A 19,682-nucleotide genomic window follows, 5' to 3' on the forward strand; every position below is an offset into this window, starting at 1 on the left:
GGCCCCCCGATGGGGGCGGGGGGGCGGGGCCGGCCGGCGCCGGGGGGGGGGGGGGGCGGGGGCGCCCCCCCCCCCCCGGGGGGCCCCCCCGCGGGGGGGGGGGCCCCCCCCCCCCCCCCGCTCCCAAGTGCCTTCAGCGCCGTCAGGGGGCGTACTTGTAGCCGACGCGTCGCACCGTCTGGATCGACCGCCGGTGCTCGGCGCCCAGTTTGCGGCGCAGCCGGGCGATGTGGACGTCGACGGTGCGCCCGTCGCCCACGTGCCCGTAGCCCCAGACGGTCGTCACCAACTGGTCGCGGGTGTGCACCCGGTGAGGATGCGCCACCAGATGGGCGAGCAGTTCGAACTCGAGGAATGTGAGGTCGAGCGTGCTCCCGTCCACCGTCGCGGTGCGTTGCGCACGGTCGATGCGCACCGGCCCCGCCCCCGGCGTCACCAGCGGCTCCGGAACGATGCCCTGCGCCGCGGCGGCCGCGGCCGCGACGGCGGGCTGCTGGTCGGCCGGTACGAGGACCAGGTAGCCGATCATCGGCGGACGGCCCGGCAGCGCCGGAACGGTGTGCTGGGGTGCCGGAAGCCAAGTCGCGCCCGGCGGCAGGAAGCCGGCCACATCGGCCGGCTGGACGATGTCGTCGAGGGCGACGGCGCGCAGCCTGTGACGGTTGGCAGGAACGGAGCGGGCGGAGGCGGCGGCCGCAGCGGAGAAGGTACGAGTGTTCGCCATGAGGGTCAGCTCTTTCGCGCGAAGGAGTCGTCGAGGGACGGACTTGCTTGCGTGCGCGCGGACCGAAGGCCGGGTGAGCGGCTTTAGAGGGCCTGCGCGTTCAACACGCGGCAACACACCCGGTCGAAGTCATGATGCTGACGAGACGGCCAGAACGGCTCAAGGTCGCTGCGACCTGATGAGGTGTACGGGAAGCCGGCCATGCCCCCATTAGACCAGACAACGCGGTGGCGCAGCAGGCCTCTCTCACCCGTCGGTACGGACCCTTTGTGTCGAGCACGGGCCGGCTTCGGCACGCGCGACCGACGGCGGACCGGGCACACCGAAAGGGCGCCCCCGTTTCCCGAGACCTTCGGCAAGCGCCCCTATCAGGGCGGCCTGACGTACCGGGAAGCACGGTCGCACCTTCTGTCATCATCGGCGGGGTGATCACCACTTCCCGACGTTCCGTCCTGACCGTCCTCGCCGCCGCCGGCCTCGGTGTCGCACTCCCCACCACGCTCGGTGCCGCGCCCGCGTCCGCCGCGACCGACCTGTACGACTCCAATACGGATCTCTACCAGAAGCTCGCCGGACGCGAGGGCATCGACTTCGCGCGCCGCTATCAGCGCCACGCGTACATCGACAACGACGAGGCCACGACGCCGGGTTCGTACGCCCGGACCGCGATCCTCGCCCTGCACGGCGGCGGCATCGAGGTCGGCACCTCCGAACTGTGCCTGGGCATAGCCGGGTACACCCCGAAGGACCTCACACCCCACTACGGAACCGGGGCGCCGCTCCACGACTACTGGATGTTCGAGGGCATCAAAACCAGCGGGGGCAACTCCGAGCTGCATGTCACGTCCACCCACTGCGACGACCGCGTGGCCCTCTCGCTCGCGGCCGGTGCCCTCAACGTCGTGAGCGTGCACGGCTGTACGGCCGCCCAGGCGGGCGCCCCCGTGTCCCGCCCCGAGGCGGTGGTGATCGGTGGCCTCAACAGCGTTCTGCGCCAGTACCTCGGCGAGGCGCTGCGCGCGGCGGGCGTCCAGACGATCGAGGCCTCGGCCGACGGCGATATCGGCGGGGTTCACCCCAGCAACATCTGCAACCGGACCCTGCTCGGCATGGGCGCCCAGCTGGAGCTGACGACGGAGCTGCGGGCGAGCATGTTCGGCACCAACACCCTCAAGGGCAGGGCCGGTTCGGTCAACGCGGAGTTCTGGAAGTTCACGGACGCGGTGCGGAGCGCGGTGGCCCGCATGGAGGCAGATCCGTCCCAGGCCGTTCTCTGAGCGCACCCGCCGCCCCGAGGCGGACGAGCACGACGAACGCGCGGCGGGGCGCCCGGACCAGGTGCGGGCGCCCCTTCGTACCGAGTCGGTGGCGGGATCAGACCTGGTCGGCCTTCTCCAGCGCCGTGCAGCAGGTGTCGACGATCAGCCGCGTGACGACGTACGGGTCGACGTTGGCGTTCGGGCGACGGTCCTCGATGTAGCCCTTCTGGTCCCGCTCGACCTGCCACGGGATACGGACCGAGGCGCCGCGGTCGGAGACGCCGTAGCTGTACTCGTTCCACGGGGCGGTCTCGTGCAGGCCGGTGAGACGGTCGTCGATGCCCGCGCCGTAGTTCTTGACGTGGTCCATCGGCTTCGAGCCCTCGCCCATCGACTCGCACGCGGTGATGATCGCGTCGTAACCCTCGCGCATCGCCTTGGTGGAGAAGTTGGTGTGCGCACCCGCGCCGTTCCAGTCGCCCTTGACCGGCTTCGGGTCCAGGGTCGCGGAGACGTCGAAGTCCTCGGCGGTGCGGTAGAGGAGCCAGCGCGCGATCCACAGCTGGTCGGAGACCTCCAACGGTGCGAGCGGGCCCACCTGGAACTCCCACTGGCCCGGCATGACCTCGGCGTTGATGCCGGAGATGCCCAGGCCCGCCTGCAGGCAGTTGTCGAGGTGCTTCTCGACGATCTCGCGGCCGAAGATCTCGTCGGAGCCGACACCGCAGTAGTAGCCGCCCTGCGCGGCCGGGAAGCCGCCCACGGGGAAGCCGAGCGGGCGGTGGCCGTCGAAGAAGGTGTACTCCTGCTCGATGCCGAAGATCGGCTCCTGGCCGGCGAACTGCTCGGCGACCGGACGCAGGGTGGCGCGGGTGTTGGACTCGTGCGGCGTCATGTCGATGTTGAAGACCTCGCACAGGACGAGGACGTCGTTGCCGCCGCGGATGGGGTCCGGGCAGGAGTAGACCGGCTTGAGCACGAGGTCGGAGGCGTGACCCTGGGCCTGGTTGGTGCTGGATCCGTCGAAGCCCCAGATGGGCAGCTCCGCGACGTCTCCCGAGGGCTCGCCTGCCATGATCTTCGTCTTGGAACGAAGCTTGGCGGTCGGCTCGGTGCCGTCGATCCAGATGTACTCGGCCTTGAACGTCACGGAAGTCATCCTTCGGGGGTGGTGCGGTGCTGCGGTCTGCGGTCCGGTCTCTGCAGCGCAGCTTCGCAAGACGGGATTTCCCATCCGTTGCCCGAATGTGAACCCCGTGTTACCGAGGATTTCTGCGTTGTACGTGGGCCGTGAGGAGCCGCTCGAAACCGGCGGCCCGGATCCGGTGCACCAGCTCCTCCTCGGTGCTGCCCAGCGCCGCGGCCGCCCGCGCGAGCGGTGGGGTCGTTCCGGGCGGCGGTCGATGCGCTGCGCGAAGCGGTACGTACGGGGGTTGCGCACCCTGCGACGTACGGTTCGGGCTGCGGCATACCGAGCTGCTGGCCGAGGCGGAGGTCAAGGCGGGGCCGGTGCCCGCACGGTCCTGAACGGCGGGGAGCGCCCGTCCGGCACCGCGCGGGCACCGACCGGTCCGGTCAGCCCACGCGCTCGATGCGGGCGCGGCGGATCAGGAACTTGCCCGGCTCGCGGACCTGCTCGAAGGCCGCGTTGTTCAGCAGGGCGCAGCTACCGGAGGGCGAAGCGACCGTCACCGTCGTGGACCTGTCATTGTCGAGATTGGTCACCCGGAGCTCGGTGCCGACGGGGAACTGATTGCTGGACGCGGCGGGGGCACCACCCTCGCCGGACAGCGTCACGGTGGACCCGGCACAGACGACATCACCGGTGGCCCGGCCGCCTCCGCCGGGCGGCGCCGGGGCCGCGGCCCCAGGCGCCGGTGCGAACACGGGTGCGGACGCGATGGGATCCACGAACGCCCCCGCCGATGCCTCCCCACGGCACCCCGAGGCGGCCTGCTGGCGTCGGATCTGCGCGATCACGGCTTCCCGGTTGGCTATCCGCGCAGCCGACTGGGCATCCGGATCAGCCCGCTGACCGGCGATGAACCGCTCGTTGTTGCCGAGCGCCGTGGCCAGTCCGGTACAGACGACCGACGAGGACCGGTCCGCCGGTGGCGACTGTGCCGCCTGGCTGGTCCCGGCCAGCACGGCCGCCGTCCCACCGGCGAGCGCGGCGGCCCCGACCAGCAGGGCGAGCTTCTTCTTGCGGCTGAGGGTCTTCTTGCGTGACACGTAAGGCTCCTGTCCCCGGCCGGCACACCTGGTGCGCTCGGCCGGATGCGGTGCGTGTGTCCCTACGTACGAGTAACAGGCGTGTTCGTTTCAGCCGCCGCACCGCAGACTTCTGTCACTTCTCCATCAACCGGGTCCGAAGCTCCGTCCAGTCCTCTGTCTCGGCCAGCAGCTCCAAGTCGCCTACGCCCCGCCGCAGTTGCTCACCGACAGCGCAGGCCAGGATTCTGGCGCGCCGGGACCGGTCGATCGCCGCGATGTTCTCCCGGGTGTACGAGGCGGTGTTGCAGGCGACGCCTTTGACGATGCCGCCATGGAGCCGGATCACGAAAGGGACCCCTCGATCGCCCTGCCGGTCAGGGAATGGCGGTGACCGCCTGGTGCGCGGCGGACAGGAAGCGCCGCACAGCAGCCGTCTCACTCTCGTCGAAGTCGCGCAGCACTGCCACCGTGTTTTCGATCAGCGGCCCGAAGAAGGCCCACCCCAGCTCCACCGCCCGCGGGTCCACCGCCAGCAGCACCCGCCGCCGGTCGCGCGGGTCGCGGGTGCGGGTGAGGTGGCCGAGCCGTTCCAACCGGTCGATGACGGCGGTGGTGCCCGCGGAGTTGAGCCCGAGCTGCGCACCGAGCCACCCGGCCGTCGCGTCCGTGCCCGCCCGCTCGGCGTCGAGCAGGCAGATCAGGGCGCGTACGTCGGTGGGGTGCATGCCGTTGCGGCTCGCGAATTCGGCCTGACGCAGCCCGAATTCGACAGTCACCTTGCGCAGCAGATGAACGATCTCCAGCTCGGATCCCTGTTCGCCCATCGGCCCTCCTCCCTCTATTATCTCGCTCAGCGAGATAATATCCAAGGGCATCCACCCATGGGGAGGCACTGCATGGCAACCACGTCATCCGGTTCAGCCGCGGCATCCGTCACCGAGTCGTTCCTCGCGGCGTACGACGAGGTCCTGGCGGTCAAGTGGCCCACCGAAACGACCCACTCCGACGTCCCCACCCCGTACGGCACCACCCGTATCAACAGTTACGGTCCCGAGGGTGCCCCGCCTCTGGTGCTCCTGGCGGGGGGCGGCTCCACCTCAACCGTCTGGTTCGCCCAGGCCCCCCACCTGGGTCGCACCCACCGCGTCCACGCCGTCGACCTCATCGGCGATCCGGGCCGCAGTGTGGCGGGGGAGCGCCCGGTCCGTACGGTGCCGGACCTGACGGCCTGGCTGGACGCCGTGCTGGACGCCCTGAACATCGCATCGGCAGCACTCTGCGGCCATTCCTACGGCGCCTGGATCGCGCTCCACTACACCCTGCACGCGCCCGACCGCGTCCGGAAGCAGATCCTCGTGGACCCGACCCAGTGCTTCGCCGGCTACCGCACCGGCTATCTGCTGCACGCACTGCCGATGCTGCTCCGCCCCAGTGCGAAACGCACACGCGTCTTCATGAACTGGGAGACGGCCGGCGCTACGCTCGACCCGGCATGGCTGCGCCTGCGCGACGAGGCCGCAGGCTTCCCGACCACCCGGCCGGTCACGGGCCGTCGCCCCACGCCCGAGGTCCTGAGCACGCTCAACGTACCGACCCTGATCCTCACGGCCGAGAACAGCCGGGCCCACAAAGCCGCACGGGTCACCGCCACCGCGACCCGGCTGCTCCCGCACGTACGGACGGCGACGATCCCGGGCGCCACGCACCACACGCTGCCGCTGCACTCCCCGGACGCCGCCGAACTCAACCGCAGGATCGAGGACTTCCTGCTGACCGAGTGATTCCGGCCGTGCTCAACGCCCCAAAGCGTCCCGTACGGCTTCCTCCGTACGCGCCACGACAGCTGTCCCGTCCTCCGCCGTGATGATCGGCCGCTGGATCAGTTTCGGATGTTCGGCGAGCGCCGTGATCCACCGCTCCCGCGAACCGGCCTCGCGCGGCCACTCCTTGAGGCCGAGCTCCTTCGCGTCCGCTTCCTGCGTCCGCGTGATGTCCCACGGCTCCAGCCCCAGCCGGTCGAGCACGGCCCGGATCTCGTCCGGCGACGGCACATCCTCCAGATAGCGGCGAACGGTGTATTCGGCGCCCTCGGCGTCGAGCAACTGCACTGCGCTGCGGCACTTGGAACATGCGGGATTGATCCAGATCTCCATGGGGTCAACGGTACGTGACGGACACCGCGAAAGCCCCGCTGGCCAGGGGCGATTGTCAGTGGTGGACCGTAAAATGGAGGTAGTTCGTGAGGGTTTCACGACCGTGCCAGGAGGATGCCCATGGCCGTTGCCGCAGTCACGACCAAGCCGCTCCACAAGCCCCTGCAGAAGAAGCCGCTCCCCGCGGGCCGGCCCCGCGAGTGGTACGTCTCCCACAACCGCCGCCTGAAGGCCATGCGCCTGGCGATCGCCCTGCTCGACACGGGCGTCTACTACCCGTCGAGCGCTGACAACGACACGATACGCACGACCGCCGAGCGCATCGGCATCCACCCGCCGTCCGACACCACCTGCCGCATGGTCCGCGCCCTGATCCGTTACGGCCGCTGACGGACGGGAAGCCTGTGCCCCCGGGCGCCGGGGGCACAGGCGCATGCGCGCACAGGGCAGCCGCGCCCGGGCGTATGGCCCCCGCTCCGGCCCGGCACTTCACTCGTCCGGCATACCGAGCATGCGATGCGGCCTGCGGACCCTTTGACTGGGGCGACGGGTGAGTGCTGGGAGGAACGATGACAAGGAATGCCGCACGAGGCCTGTGGGCCGTGCTGCTGACGACGGCCGTGATGTCGACCGCCGGTGCTTGTTCGCACGGCGGCGGCACCTCTACCACGGCGTCCGGGCCGGCCTCCGCCGCGGCGTCGGTGGCATCCAGGGGTTCCGACGTGGTGGCCTCGGCGACTGCTGCCGCGGGCGAGAAACTGAGAGGCTTCAAGAACGGCGTGAACGCCAAGGGCGACGTCAAGCTGGGCGCGGTGAGCACCGACCACGACGGCCGCGCCACCTCGAAGATCACCGTGACGAATGGCACCGACTCGCCGAAGTCCTACGCCGTGCAGGTCACCTTCCGTGACGCGAACGGCAACCTGCTCGACACGGTGGTGGTGACGATCGGCGACGTCGGGCCCAAGTCCTCCAAGGACGCCACCGCCCGCAGCAACCGCAAGCTGTCGGGTGAAGTCAAGGTCGATGTGGCGAGGGCTCTGCGGCACTGACCGCACCACCACTGCCACCATCCGGTCCGAAGAACGACTCACCACCGGTGCGGCGGCCACCGCTGGTCCGCCCAGTCACGGGCCAGCGGCCGATGCCCCAAGCGATGCTCAGACCGCGCAATTTGGTTTCCAGGCATCAGGTTCAGAAGTGGTTGTGCCGTTGTTTTCCTGAAGTCGGCTTTCGATGCACGTGCCCCGGCGGAGCCTGTAATTGGTGGGATCGCCGGGAAAGCGCCGTCAGCTTTTTCTCTGTGCCGGTGCCGGGTTGCGGGATCTCGAGAATAATCCGTCGACCTGAGCGGTCGTCGACAACGAGAGCGCTCTCCTCCAGTACCATGTGGCCGACAGAGGGATGCCGCACTTCCCGGGTGGTGACCTGGTGACTTTCGATTTCGTGCTGCTGCCACCATCTGCGGAATTCCTTGCTGTTCTGACTCAGCTCTCGGACCAGTGTGGTGAACCACGGTTCGTGGACGTAAACTCCGGTGGCTGCGCGGAATTCGGCCAGCACGGAGCGGGCGCTCTGCTCCCAGTTCTGAATGAGCTCGTGCAGATATCCACCGAAGAAGAGCCAGAGCATGTGGCGGTGCTCACGGGGGATTTTGGTCAGATCGCCGTAGACATCGGTTCTGGCCTGGTTCCAGGCCAGAATGTTGAAACGGGGGCCGAGGGCGATTGCCGGATGTGGATGCTGGCTGTCCAGGATGCGTTGGAGAGTCGGAGGCACGCCGTCCGGGGCAATGCTTGCGCTGGAACGGGCGTCCTCGCGCGCCAGGGCCAGGAGGTAGTCGTGCTCTTCGGTGCTGAGGCGAAGGGCATCGGCCAGCGAGTCGAGGACGTGGTCGGACACCCGGATGTTCCGGGCCTGTTCAAGGCGTGAGTACCAGCAGGTGCTGATGCCCGCGAGGTCGGCCACGTCTTCCCGGCGCAGGCCAGGGGTTCGCCTTGATGTCCGGGGTGGAAGACCCACCTCTTCCGGCTGAATGGCCAGCCGTCGTGTTCTGAGGAAGTCCGCGAGCTGAGCTCGCCGTTGGTCGTAATTCATCCAATGTTCCCTTTGCTGGGCGACGTTTCGGATGGTTAGTACCTGGGACCTCTACTCCTAGGATAGTCGGTTTCTGGATGTGCGCTCTGCCGCGTGTGATCCTGATGCAGGAAGCGGCGTTCGGCCGTGCGAGGTGCTGAGGGAGCAGCACCGCCCTGGAGCGAACACCTAATCTTTCGTTCCGGCGATCGAAGGAGAAAATCATGCGTGGCAAGCGATACCTTTTCCGGCTCAGTCCCGTACTTATCGCCTCTCTGGCGGTGCCTGCGGGTTTCGCCGGGAACGCGTTCGGCGCCTCACCCGCAGCCGATTCGGTGGCAGCGGCGCCCTCGAAAGCGCCCTCGCAGGTTATCGATCCGTTCAGCTACAACGCCGGGTTCGCGGCGTGCAGGGCTGGGAACGTGTCGCAGAACCTGCAGCTGAACCGAAACGCCAACCTCAACCGTAACGTCAACCAGAACATCAACCGGAACCTGAACCAGAACGTCAACCGGAACCTGAACCAGAACGTCAACCAGAACCTGAACCAGAACATCAACCAGAACCTGAACCAGAACATCAACCAGAACCTGAACCAGAACATCAACCAGAACGTCAACCAGAACGTCAACCAGAACACCAACCAGCAGCCGCCTGCCCAGCCGCCTGCCCAGCCGCCTGCCCAGCCGCCTGCCCAGCCGCCGGCCCAGCCGCCGGCCCAGCCGCCTGCCCAGCCGCCGGCCCAGCCGCCTGCCCAGCCGCCGGCCCAGCCGCCTGCCCAGCCGCCTGCCCAGCCGCCTGCCCAGCCGCCGGCGGTGTAGCACCAGCCAGTCGCCGCCTAGCCGGCCTGTCCGGCGGTCACCATGCCACCGGGGACGCGCAGCCCGTGGACACGCGGGTTGCGCGTTCGGCCCCACCACTCAGCTTGTTCTCGGGGGCAGCGGGCGACTCTCCCGGAATTTCTGCGTCAATGCCGACTAGCTAGGGCCGCTACCCCGTTGGTGTGGGGTAGCGGCCCTAGCTAGTCGCTGTTTTGGGAGATCAAGTCAGTGAGCGGCCCTCTCTGCCCACTTGTTGTGTGCAGAGAGGGGGATATCGGTCGACCTCGCCCTTTAGATGTCGAAGTAGAGCTCGAACTCGTGCGGGTGCGGGCGCAGCTGGATCGGGGCGATCTCGTTGGTGCGCTTGTAGTCGATCCACGTCTCGATCAGGTCGGCCGTGAAGACGCCGCCCGCGAGGAGGTACTCGTGATCCGCCTCCAGGGCGTCCAGGACGGCGGGGAGCGAGGTCGGGACCTGCTGGACGTTGGCGTGCTCCTCGGGAGCCAGCTCGTACAGGTCCTTGTCGATCGGCTCGGCCGGCTCGATCTTGTTCTTCACACCGTCGAGGCCGGCCATCAGCAGCGCTGAGAAGGCCAGGTACGGGTTGGACGACGGGTCCGGGGCGCGGAACTCGACGCGCTTGGCCTTCGGGTTCGAGCCCGTGATCGGGATACGCATCGCGGCGGAGCGGTTGCGCTGCGAGTAGACCATGTTGACCGGGGCCTCGAAGCCCGGGACCAGGCGGTGGTACGAGTTCACCGTCGGGTTCGTGAAGGCCAGCAGCGACGGTGCGTGCTTGAGGATGCCGCCGATGTAGTAGCGGGCGATGTCCGAGAGACCCGCGTAGCCCTGCTCGTCGTAGAACAGCGGGTTGCCGCCGGCCCACAGGGACTGGTGGACGTGCATGCCTGAACCGTTGTCGCCGAAGATCGGCTTCGGCATGAAGGTCGCGGTCTTGCCGTTGCGCCAGGCGACGTTCTTCACGATGTACTTGAAGAGCATCAGGTCGTCGGCCGCGGCGAGCAGCGTGTTGAACTTGTAGTTGATCTCGGCCTGGCCGGCGGTGCCGACCTCGTGGTGCTGGCGCTCGACCTGGAGGCCGTTCTTGTCCAGCTCAAGGGAGATCTCGGCGCGCAGGTCGGCGAAGTGGTCGACCGGCGGAACCGGGAAGTAACCGCCCTTGTAGCGGACCTTGTAACCCCGGTTGTCCTCTTCCGAGCCGGTGTTCCAGGCGCCGGCCTCGGAGTCGATGTGGTAGAAGCTCTCGTTCTCCGACGTCTGGAAGCGGACGTTGTCGAAGACGTAGAACTCGGCCTCGGGGCCGAAGTACGCGGTGTCGGCGATGCCGGTGGAGGTGAGGTACGCCTCGGCCTTCTTGGCCACGTTGCGCGGGTCACGGCTGTACTGCTCGCCGGTGATCGGGTCGTGGATGAAGAAGTTGATGTTGACGGTCTTGTCGCGGCGGAACGGGTCGACACGGGCGGTCGACAGGTCCGCCCGAAGCGCCATGTCGGACTCGTGGATGGCCTGGAAGCCGCGGATCGACGAGCCGTCGAAGGCCAGTTCCTCGGTCGGGTCGAATGCCGCTGCCGGGATGGTGAAGTGCTGCATCACACCGGGCAGGTCACAGAACCGGACATCGATGAACTTGACATCTTCGTCAGCGATGTACTTCTTCGCGTCGTCGGCGTTCTGGAACATCCAACTCCTCCTACTCCCGGCCCGGGAGGGACGGGGTTGTAGCTCGTTGTGCGGCCAGTGCGGTGGCACACGCTGGACCCGACCATAGGCAGACCGGATTTCTCAAGCATGACCCATTTGTTTCGCAGAAGTTAACCGAGGCGGGTGTCGGCGGCACCTCGGAGGCGTTATCGGGGCGGCGGCGGGGGCCGCGTCCGCGCGTCCGGAGGGGCCCCACCCGGCAGGGCGGGAAGGCGGGCGCAGTACCGTGGACGGGTGGACAACAGGCAAGCAATCGGATCGTGGCTCTCCGGGCCGCGTGCGGCCGCCGAGGACATGGGCGCCGATTTCGGCTACCGGGGCAAGCGGCTCGGTCTGCCCGAAGAAGGGCCGGGGGCGATCGCGCCGCTCGGCCGGCGTTTCGGCGCCCTTTTCGTCGACTGGGCGCTCTGCCTGCTGATCGCCTACGGGCTGTTTGCTCGCGGTGACCAGCAGGCGGCCGGGAACTGGGCCCTCGGGATCTTTGTCGTACTGAGTGTGCTCACGGTCGGGACCGTCGGCTGTACGCCGGGCAAGCGCATCCTGGGCATTCGTGTCGTCGGCGAGGGCGGCGACCGGCTCGGTTTCGGGCGGGTGATCATCCGGAGCGTGCTGCTGTGCCTGGCGGTTCCGGCTCTGGTCTGGGACCGCGACGGGCGCGGGCTGCACGACCGGCTCTCGCGCGCCGTACAGGTGCGGATCTGAGAACGGTCCGACGAGCGGAGACGTGAAGAGGGGGGGGGGGGGGGGGCCCCCGGGGGGGGCGCCCCCCCCCCCGGGGGGGGGGGGGGGGGGGGCGGGGCCCGGCCCCCCCGCGCCGCCCGCCGCCGGCTGTGCTGCGCGCCCCCCGCCCCCCCCCCCGCGCCCCCCCGCCGCGGGGGGCCCCCCCCCCCCCCGGCCCCCCCCCCCCCGCCCTCTTGTGCGTCGAGTGTGCGGCGTCAGCGCATCTTGCCGCCGCGCGGCATCCGCATACCCTTCGGCATCGGGCCCTTCGGCAGCGGCATGTTGCTCATCAGGTCGCCCATCGCCCGCAGCCGGTCGTTGGCCGCCGTCACCTGCGGGCCGGTCAGGACCCGCGGCATCTTCAGCATCTTGGTGCGGACCTTCTTCAGCGGCACCTGGCCCTGGCCCTCGCCGTTGCCGACGATGATGTCGTGCACGGGTACGTCCACGAGGATGCGGGCCATCTTCTTCTTCTCGGCCGCCAGCAGGAGCTTGACCCGGTTCGGGTTGCCCTCGCCAACGAGCACGATGCCCGCCTTGCCGACGGCCCGGTGGACGACGTCCTGGCTGCGGTTCATTGCTACCGCCGGCGTCGTGGTCCAGCCGCGGCCCACGCGGTCCAGCACCGCCGCCGCAGCGCCCGGCTGTCCTTCCATCTGTCCGAAGGCCGCCCGCTCGGCACGCCGCCCGAAGACGATCGCCATCGCGAGGAGGGCCAGCACGAAGCCCAGGATGCCCAGGTAGATCGGGTGGTCGATCAAGAAGCCGATGGCGAGGAGGACACCGAAGGTGACGATTCCCACACCCGCGACGACAAGACCGATCTTGGGGTCGGTCCGCCGGGTCATCTTGTAGGTCAGGGCGATCTGCTTGAGCCGCCCCGCGTTCTCGACGCTGTCCGCGCCGTCAGTGTTTGCCTTCCTCGCCATGTACAGAAGTTTACGTGGCTTAGGAACGGTGGCTGGCCACGGCCTCCAGTACGTACTCGGTCTCGACCCGGTCCTTGGCCCGGCGGCGGTCCTCGAGGACGGCCGTCCAGGCATTGCGGCGGGCGGTGCGCTGGCCGCTGCTCAGCAGCAGCGACTCGACGGCGCGGAGAGCGTCGGTGACGGACGGAATGGCGGTGGCACGTACCGGCACGGCCTGCATCGTGGAAGTCCCCTCGGAACGGATGCGCGGAGTGAGTGGGTTACGGGAGCTGCTTGCGCGGGCTGGAGACGGTGAGCAGTGGCGGCAGCAGCCGTGAGAACCACTGTGCTGCGTGCATCCAGAGTCACTGCTCGGTGTTACCAGCGCATGACCTTTCGGTCAAACACCAATGAAACCTTGATATGAGCGCCGCGCACGCCGACGCGGCCCATACGCGTCCCCGACCTGCGGGGGGCGTATGGGCCGCGTCGATCCAGCCAGTACCGTTGAGTAGCCGCTTGTGCTCAGATTCACACAGTCCCGGTCAGGCAGTGGGGGCAGCCGTGACCGCGCCGCGTCGCTCGATCGCCTGCTGGAAGAGCCGCCCGGCCCGGTACGAGGAACGGACCAGCGGCCCGGACATCACACCGGAGTAGCCGATCTCGTCGGCCTCCTCCTTCAGCTCCACGAACTCGTGCGGCTTCACCCAGCGCTCGACCGGGTGGTGGCGCACGGAGGGCCGCAGGTACTGCGTGATCGTGATGAGCTCGCACCCGGCGTCGTACAGGTCCTGGAGCGCCTCGCTCACTTCCTCGCGGGTCTCGCCCATACCGAGGATGAGGTTCGACTTGGTCACCAGACCGGCCTCGCGGGCCCGAGTGATGACCTCCAGGGAACGCTCGTAACGGAAACCGGGACGGATCCGCTTGAAGATCCGCGGCACCGTCTCGACGTTGTGCGCGAGTACCTCGGGGCGCGAGGAGAAGACCTCGGCCAGCTGCGCGGGCTCCGCGTTGAAGTCGGGGATCAGCAGCTCGACCTTGGTGGCGCCGGCCTCGCGCTCCGCCGTCAGCGCGTGGATCTGGCGCACGGTCTCCGCGTACAGCCAGGCTCCGCCGTCCTCCAGGTCGTCGCGGGCGACGCCGGTGATCGTGGCGTAGTTCAGGTCCATCGTGACGACCGACTCGCCGACGCGGCGGGGCTCGTCCCGGTCCAGCGCCTGCGGCTTGCCCGTGTCGATCTGACAGAAGTCACAGCGCCGGGTGCACTGGTCACCACCGATGAGGAACGTGGCCTCACGGTCCTCCCAGCACTCGAAGATGTTCGGGCAGCCGGCCTCCTGGCACACCGTGTGCAGACCCTCGCTCTTCACGAGCTTCTGCAGCTGGTTGTACTCGGGGCCCATCTTCGCCCGGGTTTTGATCCACTCGGGCTTGCGCTCGATGGGGGTCTGGCTGTTCCGGACCTCCAGGCGCAACATCTTGCGCCCGTCGGGTGCGACAGCGGACACGTCCGGCTCCCTACGACTTCGATTCTTCGGCGAACACCAGGGTACGCCCGCTATTTATACGGTTGGGGTGTAGCTCTTGCCCCTGGTCAACCAGGGGGCGGGCCGGGCCATTCCCGGGGCTCCGGGTCAGGCCGAGGCCCGGTCGATCTCCCGCGGGGCGAGTTCCGCGTTCTCCAGGACGTCCTTCAGGTGCTTCTCGACCACCGGGAGCACCTCCGCGATCGTGATGTCGCGGCCCAGCTCGTACGCGAGCGAGGTGACGCCCGCATCGCGGATGCCGCACGGCACGATCCGGTCGAACCAGGTGTTGTCGGGGTTCACGTTCAACGCGAAGCCGTGCATGGTCACACCCTTGGCGACCCGGATGCCGATGGCCGCCAGCTTGCGGTCCTCGCGGCGCTGACCGGCGTTGGACGGGGCGTACTCGGGGCCGTTCAGCCGCGGGTCGAACTCCTCGTCGTGCAGCCGCGGGTCGAAGTCGAGGGAGAGGCCGCCGAGCGACGGACGCTCCTCGACCGGGTCACCGAGCACCCAGACTCCGCTGCGGCCCTCGACCCGGCTGGTCTCCAGACCGAACTCGGCAGCCGTACGGATCAGCGCGTCCTCCAGTCTGCGGACATGCGCCACGACATCCACCGGGCGCGGCAGTTTCTGGATCGGGTAGCCGACGAGCTGCCCGGGGCCGTGCCAGGTGATCTTTCCGCCGCGGTCCACATCGACGACCGGAGTGCCGTCCAGGGGACGCTCACTGTCGGTCGTACGTCGTCCCGCCGTGTAGACCGGCGGGTGTTCCAGCAGCAGACAGGTGTCGGGGACCGTGTCCTCGAACCGGGCCGCGTGCACCTCGCGCTGCTTCTGCCAGGCCTCCTGGTAGTCGACGGCTTCCTCGCCGAATCCCAGCCGGACGAACCGAAGCTCACTCACGGAGATGCCTCCCTACTTGCGGTACCGGGAGCCGGAGGGTGCCCCGGAACCACGTCACCATGCACTGATTCGCGCCCCGGGCCACTGTACGACCGCCCCGGGAACGGTGGCCCGGCAGGTTGTTCCCGTCAGCGCCACCCCCAATCCTCACACGATCGGATGAATGTGAAGCGAAGGAGAGTGAGGCCGCCGTAGGGCCCGCTAAATTCGCGCCGTTCCATAAGGGCTGCCCGCCCGGCCCCGAAAGCAGGAGACCGTACAGCTGATGTCGGAACGACCTCCGCAGCGCACCCCCAACCGCCAGCTCGCCTCGCTCATCACCGAAGCCGGATTCTCGAACGCCGGACTCGCCCGCCGGGTGGACCAGCTCGGCCTCGAACACGGCCTGGATCTGCGCTATGACAAGACCTCCGTGACTCGCTGGCTGCGCGGCCAGCAACCGCGCGGCACCACCCCCGCACTGATCGCCGAGGTCTTCACCCGGCGGCTCGGGCGCCGGCTCTCCGCGCAGGACCTGGGCCTCGACGGGTGTGCGCCCGTCTACGCCGGCCTGGAGTTCGCCGCCACTCCGGCCGAGGCGGTGGACATCGTCAGCGGCCTGTGGCGGAAGGACTCGGGCAGCCAAGCGGAGCTGCGCAAGATCGCCTTCACCCCGGCCGGTCTCGTGGTGCCCAGCCGCGACTGGCTGATCGGACGGGCCGACGAGTGGGTGGGGCGGGGGAGCGAGACGGCTGCCCCCGGCGGCGGGGGCAGCGGGACCCAGGCGGCGCCGGTGCTCGGTGCGCAGCGCGGGCCGGTGGCGACCAATGGGTCCCGTGGTTCGCACGCCGGAGCGCACGCCACGGCTCACGCGGGGGCGCATGGATTGCACGCGGCGAGTGGGCCCAGGGGCCGATACGGCGCCCGGGGGACCGCGCCCGCCAGGCCCTCCGGGCCCGCCGCCGCCGGGCCTCCGGTGCACCTCGTGCCGCCGGCAACCGGTGCCCCCGGCGTCCCCCGGCAGCGGCAGACCGACCGCGGATCCGGCCAGAAGGTCAGCAGCGGAGACGTCGCCGCTCTGCGTTCCGTCGGCGAGCTCTTCCGCACCCTCGACAACGCCTACGGTGGCGGCCACGCCCGCCAGGCCCTCGTCCGTTACCTGGAGCACGAGGCCGAGCCGATGCTCCGCGGGACGTACGGGGAGACCACCGGGCGGCGGCTCTTCTCGGCCGCCGCCGATCTGACCCGGCTGGCGGGCTGGACCTCGTACGACATCGCGGCGCACGGTCTCGCCCAGCGCTACTTCGTCCAGGCGCTGCGGCTCGCGCAGGCGGCGGGGGACCGGGCGTACGGCAGTTATGTGCTGATCACCATGAGCCGGCAGGCGGTCTATCTCGGGCACGGCAGGGAAGCCGTCCAGCTGGCGCGCGTCGCCCAGCAGGGCATCGGCTCGTCGGCGCCGCCCGTCGTCATGGCCCTGCTGCACTCCGTCGAGGCGCGCGGGCACGGCGTGCTCGGCGAGGCCAGGACCTGCGAGGCCTCGCTGGCGCGGGCGGAACGCGCGCTGGAGACCGCCCGGCCCGGGGACGACGTACCGTACTGGGCGCGCTCCTTCGACGAGGCGCAGCTCGCCGACGAGTTCGGGCACTGCCACCGCGATCTGCAGCAGTACCGGGCCGCCGCCCAGCACGCGGAGCGCTCGCTGCAGCTGCGCGCCCCGGGGTACGCCCGGAGCAGGCTGTTCTGCCGGGTGGTGCTGGCGTCCGCCCGGCTCGGGCTCGGCGAGCTCGACCAGGCGTGTCTGCTCGGCGCCGAGGCAGCTCAGCAGGCGGCGGAGATGCGGTCGGTCCGGGCGACGGAGTATGTACGGGACTTCGAGCGCCGCCTTGAGCCGTACCGTGACGCGGCTGCGGTACGTGGATACCGCGACCGGGTCGCGGCCCTCGGGTGATCCCTCCCGCGGGGCCGCGGATGACTCTCCCGCGCGGCTCCTGCGCGCGACAGAACGGGTGGCGGCCCGGACCGGGAGCGTTCGGTCCGGGCCACCACCCGTTTCGGCAGGGCTCTCTCAGTGCCCGCGCACCTCGACCTCCGCCAGCGACAGCGGGTTGGTGCCGGACGTCAGTTGCACGCGGACGTACCTGCCGGAGGTGCCCGCCGGGAGCTGCACCGTGGACGGCCGTCCGGCCTGACCGGTGACATGAACCGCCGTCACACCGGGTGCGGTCCGTGCCTCATCGAGTCCGTCGGCCGTGATCGGGGTGTCCGAGGTCAGGACCCAGAAGTCCCTCAGCCGGTCGGAGCAGCAGTCGGTCCGGTTCCAGATGTCGACCGCGGACAGTGACTTCGAGGCGCCCAGGTCGACCTGCCACCACGCCTGCGACGAGGGCTCCGCGGTGTGGGTCACCGAGCCCGACCCGAAGGAGCCGTCGGTGTTCCCGTCGACGGCGCGGGAGGCGGGGGCGTCCCACGCAGTGCTCTTCTGGGTGGCCGGCTTGTTCCGGGCGAGGTTCTCCAGGGCCACCGTGACCTTGACCGCCGTGCTGGTCGTGAGACGGCGTCACTGCGGGTTCCCTTCGGTCAGCGGTCGTAGTGCGCGTAGTCGGACCGGACCTGTTCGGGGCTCAACGCCTCGTCCCAGGTGGTGACTTCGTCGAGGTCTCCGCGCAGCCCGGCCTTTTCGGTGCCGATCGAGCGCAGCGGGAGCGGAATGGACGCGTCGACCGTGCCGACGCGCTCGCCGTGTGCATACAGGGTGGTGCGGCCCGGCACGATGTCGCCGGCCCGCGCGTGCCCGATGTCGCTGCTGACGGCCGGAGCCACCCCACTGACCTGGGCCACCTCCGTACGCAGCTGCTTGGCCAGGTCCTGCGCGGACTGCCGTGCGGGGCCCGGGAGTTCGGCCCGCCCGGAGGGGAGCTCGGTCATGGAGCGCGACCGGGGGTCCACCAGGATGCGGGTCCCCGCCGACAGCTGTGTGTGGCCACCCCGTTCGGTCCACTGGGTCGGCCTGGGGACAACGGGCGGCCCCGGGGCGGCCGCTGTGGTGCTTGCGCTCGATCCGGGTTCGTCGGGGGGCTCGTTCGCCACCGCGACGGGAGTGATAGATCCGATGACTAAGGCTGCAAGGAGTGGCAGAACGGGCATGGCTCGGCGCACCACGGTCTCCTGATGTCGGGTTTGGCCAGGACCGTAGCGGCAGACGTGACGCACGACAAGGGTGTTTGCGGGAGTGGTGTGGACCACTCCCGAGAACAGGAGGTGGGGTGAGAGATCCGATCTGTAAAGGGTGTTGGGGGTTGGGATCAGCTGGACCGGGGCAGGATGTGCGCGGGCGGACTCAGGCCGCTTCGCGCAGCTCCGCCTCCAGGTGGCCGGGCCGGATGCCCAGATCGCCGAGGATGGCATGCGCCGCGCGGCGGCCCGAGAACAGGGCGCCCTGCACCGTGCTCGTGTCCCGGTGGTCGCCGCACACGTACAGCCCGGCGAGCAGCCTGACCGGCCGGCGCAGATCGTGCGGGGGCGGCATGGCGGGCACCGCCTCCGGGTCGTGGCGGGCGGCCAGCAGTTCCCAGTCGTCTGTTGGGGTGCCGTACAACGCGGCGAGATGGGTGCGGACCGAGCGGTCGAGATCGGGCGGCGGGGTGCCGAGTACCGTCGACGTGATCAGGGTCCGGCCGTGCGGGGCGCGCGAGGGGTCGACCTCGCTCATCACGCAGGTGTGGGCCACCGGGCCCGAGCGGTCGGCGTCCAGCAGCAGCGAGGTGCCGGTCGGCGGGGGAGCGGGGGCGGTGTGGTGCAGGACCGTCACCGGATGGAAGGGCGGCACCCGAAGACCGGGCAGCAGCTCGGCGGCCGCGCTCGCACCGGTGGCCAGCAGCAGGGCACGGCAGCCCAGCTCACCGTGTTCCTTGGTGCGTACGGAGGTGGTGTCGGCTCCGGTGACATGGACGCCGGTCCGCACGGTGCCGGGCGGCAGGGCTGCCGCCAGCAGCTCGGGCAGCCTGGCCGAGCCGCCGGACGGTACGCACAGCTGGCCGCGCGCGTAGCCGCGCAGGGCGAGATCGGCGCACCGGCTCGATGTGGTGAGTCCGGGGTCACTGAGCAGCGCGGCGAGCAGCGGGCGCAGGAAGCCGTTGACCGTACGCGAGGGCAGACCGCGGGTGGACAGGGCGGCGAGCGCGGTCCGCTCGGGCCGGGCCAGGATGCGGGCGGCCGGGGTGGTCGCGAGCCGGGCGAGGGCCGCGCCGAGCCTGGCCTGGTCGATCGGCCCGCCCATCGGCGGGCGGGGGGCGCTCGTGAGGGCGCGCGCCGCCTTGAATGCGCCCCGTGCGCCCCGTACCTGGCGCGCATCGCCGGTCCGGTACTGGCGGCCCTCGCTGTGGACGAGGACCCCCGGAGCGAAGTTCCGCAGCAGGAGCCCTTCGAGGCCGGGCGCGGCGCGCAGTTCCGAATACGAGGTGCTGAGGAGCGGGCCGATGTGGTCGAGCCGGAACCCGTCCACCTCCTCGGTGGTCATCCGGCCGCCGACGCGTGGGCCGGCCTCCAGGACGCTGACGCTGACCCCTGCACTGGTCAACTGATGGGCTGCTGACAGGCCGGCGATCCCGGCACCGATGATGACGACGTCCGCGTGGTGTGCCGTGCTGAGCACGTGCCCCTCCCCGAGTC

Annotated in this window: 22 protein-coding genes; 7 read left to right on the plus strand and 15 right to left on the minus strand. The window is 69.8% G+C overall.

Translation table 11 applies throughout. From position 1 onward, the window contains the following. Window positions 1-142: 142 nt before the first annotated feature. Window positions 143-724, minus strand: a complete 582-nt coding sequence (locus tag ACIBB8_RS01560; protein ID WP_398948367.1) for a winged helix-turn-helix domain-containing protein — start codon at window positions 722-724, stop codon at window positions 143-145. Window positions 725-1,149: 425 nt separating this feature from the next. Here ACIBB8_RS01560 and ACIBB8_RS01565 point away from each other — a divergent pair, with 425 nt between their 5' ends. After that, on the plus strand, window positions 1,150-2,001 hold the full coding sequence (locus ACIBB8_RS01565; RefSeq protein ID WP_398948368.1) for a poly-gamma-glutamate hydrolase family protein: 852 nt from the start codon (window positions 1,150-1,152) through the stop codon (window positions 1,999-2,001). A 97-nt stretch (window positions 2,002-2,098) separates the two neighbouring features. On the opposite strand, the gene glnII is transcribed toward ACIBB8_RS01565, so the two are convergent. The 4 genes from glnII to ACIBB8_RS01585 form a co-directional block, all read right to left on the minus strand. Then, window positions 2,099-3,133, minus strand: a complete 1,035-nt coding sequence (gene glnII, locus ACIBB8_RS01570) for a glutamine synthetase (RefSeq protein WP_398948369.1) — start codon at window positions 3,131-3,133, stop codon at window positions 2,099-2,101. 425 nt (window positions 3,134-3,558) lie between these two features. Next, window positions 3,559-4,215, minus strand: a complete 657-nt coding sequence (locus ACIBB8_RS01575) for a hypothetical protein (protein WP_398948370.1) — start codon at window positions 4,213-4,215, stop codon at window positions 3,559-3,561. A 115-nt stretch (window positions 4,216-4,330) separates the two neighbouring features. Beyond that, window positions 4,331-4,543 (minus strand): hypothetical protein, encoded by a 213-nt coding sequence (locus tag ACIBB8_RS01580; RefSeq protein ID WP_398948371.1) that lies wholly within the window; start codon window positions 4,541-4,543, stop codon window positions 4,331-4,333. A gap of 28 nt (window positions 4,544-4,571) precedes the next feature. Beyond that, on the minus strand, window positions 4,572-5,021 hold the full coding sequence (locus ACIBB8_RS01585) for a MarR family transcriptional regulator (RefSeq protein ID WP_398948372.1): 450 nt from the start codon (window positions 5,019-5,021) through the stop codon (window positions 4,572-4,574). A 72-nt stretch (window positions 5,022-5,093) separates the two neighbouring features. Between ACIBB8_RS01585 and ACIBB8_RS01590 the strand changes: the two genes are divergently transcribed. Further along, entirely contained in the window at window positions 5,094-5,978 is an 885-nt protein-coding gene (locus tag ACIBB8_RS01590; protein ID WP_398948373.1) for an alpha/beta fold hydrolase, read from the plus strand. Window positions 5,979-5,990: 12 nt separating this feature from the next. On the opposite strand, the gene ACIBB8_RS01595 is transcribed toward ACIBB8_RS01590, so the two are convergent. Beyond that, window positions 5,991-6,350 carry an arsenate reductase family protein gene (locus tag ACIBB8_RS01595; protein ID WP_030926242.1) on the minus strand — a complete coding sequence of 120 codons (360 nt, stop codon included), beginning with the start codon at window positions 6,348-6,350 and terminating at the stop codon, window positions 5,991-5,993. A gap of 120 nt (window positions 6,351-6,470) precedes the next feature. Here ACIBB8_RS01595 and ACIBB8_RS01600 point away from each other — a divergent pair, with 120 nt between their 5' ends. After that, on the plus strand, window positions 6,471-6,740 hold the full coding sequence (locus tag ACIBB8_RS01600) for a hypothetical protein (RefSeq protein ID WP_358858468.1): 270 nt from the start codon (window positions 6,471-6,473) through the stop codon (window positions 6,738-6,740). 179 nt (window positions 6,741-6,919) lie between these two features. After that, window positions 6,920-7,402, plus strand: a complete 483-nt coding sequence (locus ACIBB8_RS01605; protein ID WP_398948375.1) for an FxLYD domain-containing protein — start codon at window positions 6,920-6,922, stop codon at window positions 7,400-7,402. Window positions 7,403-7,544: 142 nt separating this feature from the next. Here ACIBB8_RS01605 and ACIBB8_RS01610 read toward each other — a convergent pair whose 3' ends face one another. Next, window positions 7,545-8,447 carry a helix-turn-helix transcriptional regulator gene (locus tag ACIBB8_RS01610; RefSeq protein ID WP_398948376.1) on the minus strand — a complete coding sequence of 301 codons (903 nt, stop codon included), beginning with the start codon at window positions 8,445-8,447 and terminating at the stop codon, window positions 7,545-7,547. Window positions 8,448-8,650: 203 nt separating this feature from the next. Between ACIBB8_RS01610 and ACIBB8_RS01615 the strand changes: the two genes are divergently transcribed. Beyond that, the gene (locus ACIBB8_RS01615; RefSeq protein WP_398948377.1) at window positions 8,651-9,247 is read left to right on the plus strand and encodes a hypothetical protein; all 597 of its coding nucleotides are present in this window, start codon (window positions 8,651-8,653) and stop codon (window positions 9,245-9,247) included. Between the two features lie 291 nt (window positions 9,248-9,538). Here ACIBB8_RS01615 and glnA read toward each other — a convergent pair whose 3' ends face one another. Beyond that, window positions 9,539-10,948, minus strand: coding sequence for a type I glutamate--ammonia ligase (gene glnA / locus ACIBB8_RS01620; protein ID WP_398948378.1), 1,410 nt, complete (start codon window positions 10,946-10,948; stop codon window positions 9,539-9,541). Window positions 10,949-11,203: 255 nt separating this feature from the next. On the opposite strand from glnA, the gene ACIBB8_RS01625 reads away from it, so the two are divergent. Then, on the plus strand, window positions 11,204-11,671 hold the full coding sequence (locus tag ACIBB8_RS01625) for an RDD family protein (RefSeq protein WP_398948379.1): 468 nt from the start codon (window positions 11,204-11,206) through the stop codon (window positions 11,669-11,671). Window positions 11,672-11,904: 233 nt separating this feature from the next. On the opposite strand, the gene ACIBB8_RS01630 is transcribed toward ACIBB8_RS01625, so the two are convergent. The 4 genes from ACIBB8_RS01630 to lipB all read right to left on the minus strand — a co-directional run bounded on the left by ACIBB8_RS01630 (window position 11,905) and on the right by lipB (window position 15,032). Then, window positions 11,905-12,618, minus strand: a complete 714-nt coding sequence (locus ACIBB8_RS01630) for a DUF4191 domain-containing protein (RefSeq protein ID WP_398948380.1) — start codon at window positions 12,616-12,618, stop codon at window positions 11,905-11,907. A gap of 19 nt (window positions 12,619-12,637) precedes the next feature. After that, window positions 12,638-12,838: a hypothetical protein gene (locus tag ACIBB8_RS01635; RefSeq protein WP_398948381.1), complete on the minus strand. Its 201-nt coding sequence runs from the start codon at window positions 12,836-12,838 to the stop codon at window positions 12,638-12,640. 304 nt (window positions 12,839-13,142) lie between these two features. Continuing rightward, entirely contained in the window at window positions 13,143-14,108 is a 966-nt protein-coding gene (gene lipA, locus ACIBB8_RS01640) for a lipoyl synthase (protein ID WP_398948382.1), read from the minus strand. Between the two features lie 126 nt (window positions 14,109-14,234). Next, window positions 14,235-15,032: a lipoyl(octanoyl) transferase LipB gene (gene lipB / locus ACIBB8_RS01645; RefSeq protein WP_398948383.1), complete on the minus strand. Its 798-nt coding sequence runs from the start codon at window positions 15,030-15,032 to the stop codon at window positions 14,235-14,237. A 265-nt stretch (window positions 15,033-15,297) separates the two neighbouring features. On the opposite strand from lipB, the gene ACIBB8_RS01650 reads away from it, so the two are divergent. Beyond that, window positions 15,298-16,962 (plus strand): regulator, encoded by a 1,665-nt coding sequence (locus ACIBB8_RS01650; protein WP_398948384.1) that lies wholly within the window; start codon window positions 15,298-15,300, stop codon window positions 16,960-16,962. Between the two features lie 117 nt (window positions 16,963-17,079). Here ACIBB8_RS01650 and ACIBB8_RS01655 read toward each other — a convergent pair whose 3' ends face one another. From ACIBB8_RS01655 to ACIBB8_RS01665, 3 genes are all read right to left on the minus strand, one after another. Next, window positions 17,080-17,535 carry a discoidin domain-containing protein gene (locus tag ACIBB8_RS01655; RefSeq protein WP_398948385.1) on the minus strand — a complete coding sequence of 152 codons (456 nt, stop codon included), beginning with the start codon at window positions 17,533-17,535 and terminating at the stop codon, window positions 17,080-17,082. A gap of 56 nt (window positions 17,536-17,591) precedes the next feature. Further along, window positions 17,592-17,939 (minus strand): hypothetical protein, encoded by a 348-nt coding sequence (locus ACIBB8_RS01660; protein WP_398948386.1) that lies wholly within the window; start codon window positions 17,937-17,939, stop codon window positions 17,592-17,594. A gap of 412 nt (window positions 17,940-18,351) precedes the next feature. Further along, the gene (locus ACIBB8_RS01665; protein ID WP_398948387.1) at window positions 18,352-19,665 is read right to left on the minus strand and encodes an NAD(P)/FAD-dependent oxidoreductase; all 1,314 of its coding nucleotides are present in this window, start codon (window positions 19,663-19,665) and stop codon (window positions 18,352-18,354) included. Window positions 19,666-19,682: the final 17 nt, after the last annotated feature.

The organism is Streptomyces sp. NPDC051286 (assembly GCF_044455345.1).
Taxonomy (GTDB): Bacteria; Actinomycetota; Actinomycetes; order Streptomycetales; family Streptomycetaceae; genus Streptomyces.

Excerpts from the sequence above, each read along its gene's own strand:
- ACIBB8_RS01560 (WP_398948367.1), bottom strand. The coding sequence starts at position 724 with ATGGCGAACACTCGTACCTTCTCCGCTGCGGCCGCCGCCTCCGCCCGC.
- ACIBB8_RS01585 (WP_398948372.1), bottom strand. The coding sequence starts at position 5,021 with ATGGGCGAACAGGGATCCGAGCTGGAGATCGTTCATCTGCTGCGCAAG.
- ACIBB8_RS01590 (WP_398948373.1), top strand. The coding sequence starts at position 5,094 with ATGGCAACCACGTCATCCGGTTCAGCCGCGGCATCCGTCACCGAGTCG.
- ACIBB8_RS01595 (WP_030926242.1), bottom strand. The coding sequence starts at position 6,350 with ATGGAGATCTGGATCAATCCCGCATGTTCCAAGTGCCGCAGCGCAGTG.
- ACIBB8_RS01600 (WP_358858468.1), top strand. The coding sequence starts at position 6,471 with ATGGCCGTTGCCGCAGTCACGACCAAGCCGCTCCACAAGCCCCTGCAG.
- ACIBB8_RS01605 (WP_398948375.1), top strand. The coding sequence starts at position 6,920 with ATGACAAGGAATGCCGCACGAGGCCTGTGGGCCGTGCTGCTGACGACG.
- ACIBB8_RS01610 (WP_398948376.1), bottom strand. The coding sequence starts at position 8,447 with ATGAATTACGACCAACGGCGAGCTCAGCTCGCGGACTTCCTCAGAACA.
- ACIBB8_RS01615 (WP_398948377.1), top strand. The coding sequence starts at position 8,651 with ATGCGTGGCAAGCGATACCTTTTCCGGCTCAGTCCCGTACTTATCGCC.
- glnA (WP_398948378.1), bottom strand. The coding sequence starts at position 10,948 with ATGTTCCAGAACGCCGACGACGCGAAGAAGTACATCGCTGACGAAGAT.
- ACIBB8_RS01630 (WP_398948380.1), bottom strand. The coding sequence starts at position 12,618 with ATGGCGAGGAAGGCAAACACTGACGGCGCGGACAGCGTCGAGAACGCG.
- ACIBB8_RS01635 (WP_398948381.1), bottom strand. The coding sequence starts at position 12,838 with ATGCAGGCCGTGCCGGTACGTGCCACCGCCATTCCGTCCGTCACCGAC.
- ACIBB8_RS01650 (WP_398948384.1), top strand. The coding sequence starts at position 15,298 with ATGTCGGAACGACCTCCGCAGCGCACCCCCAACCGCCAGCTCGCCTCG.
- ACIBB8_RS01660 (WP_398948386.1), bottom strand. The coding sequence starts at position 17,939 with ATGACCGAGCTCCCCTCCGGGCGGGCCGAACTCCCGGGCCCCGCACGG.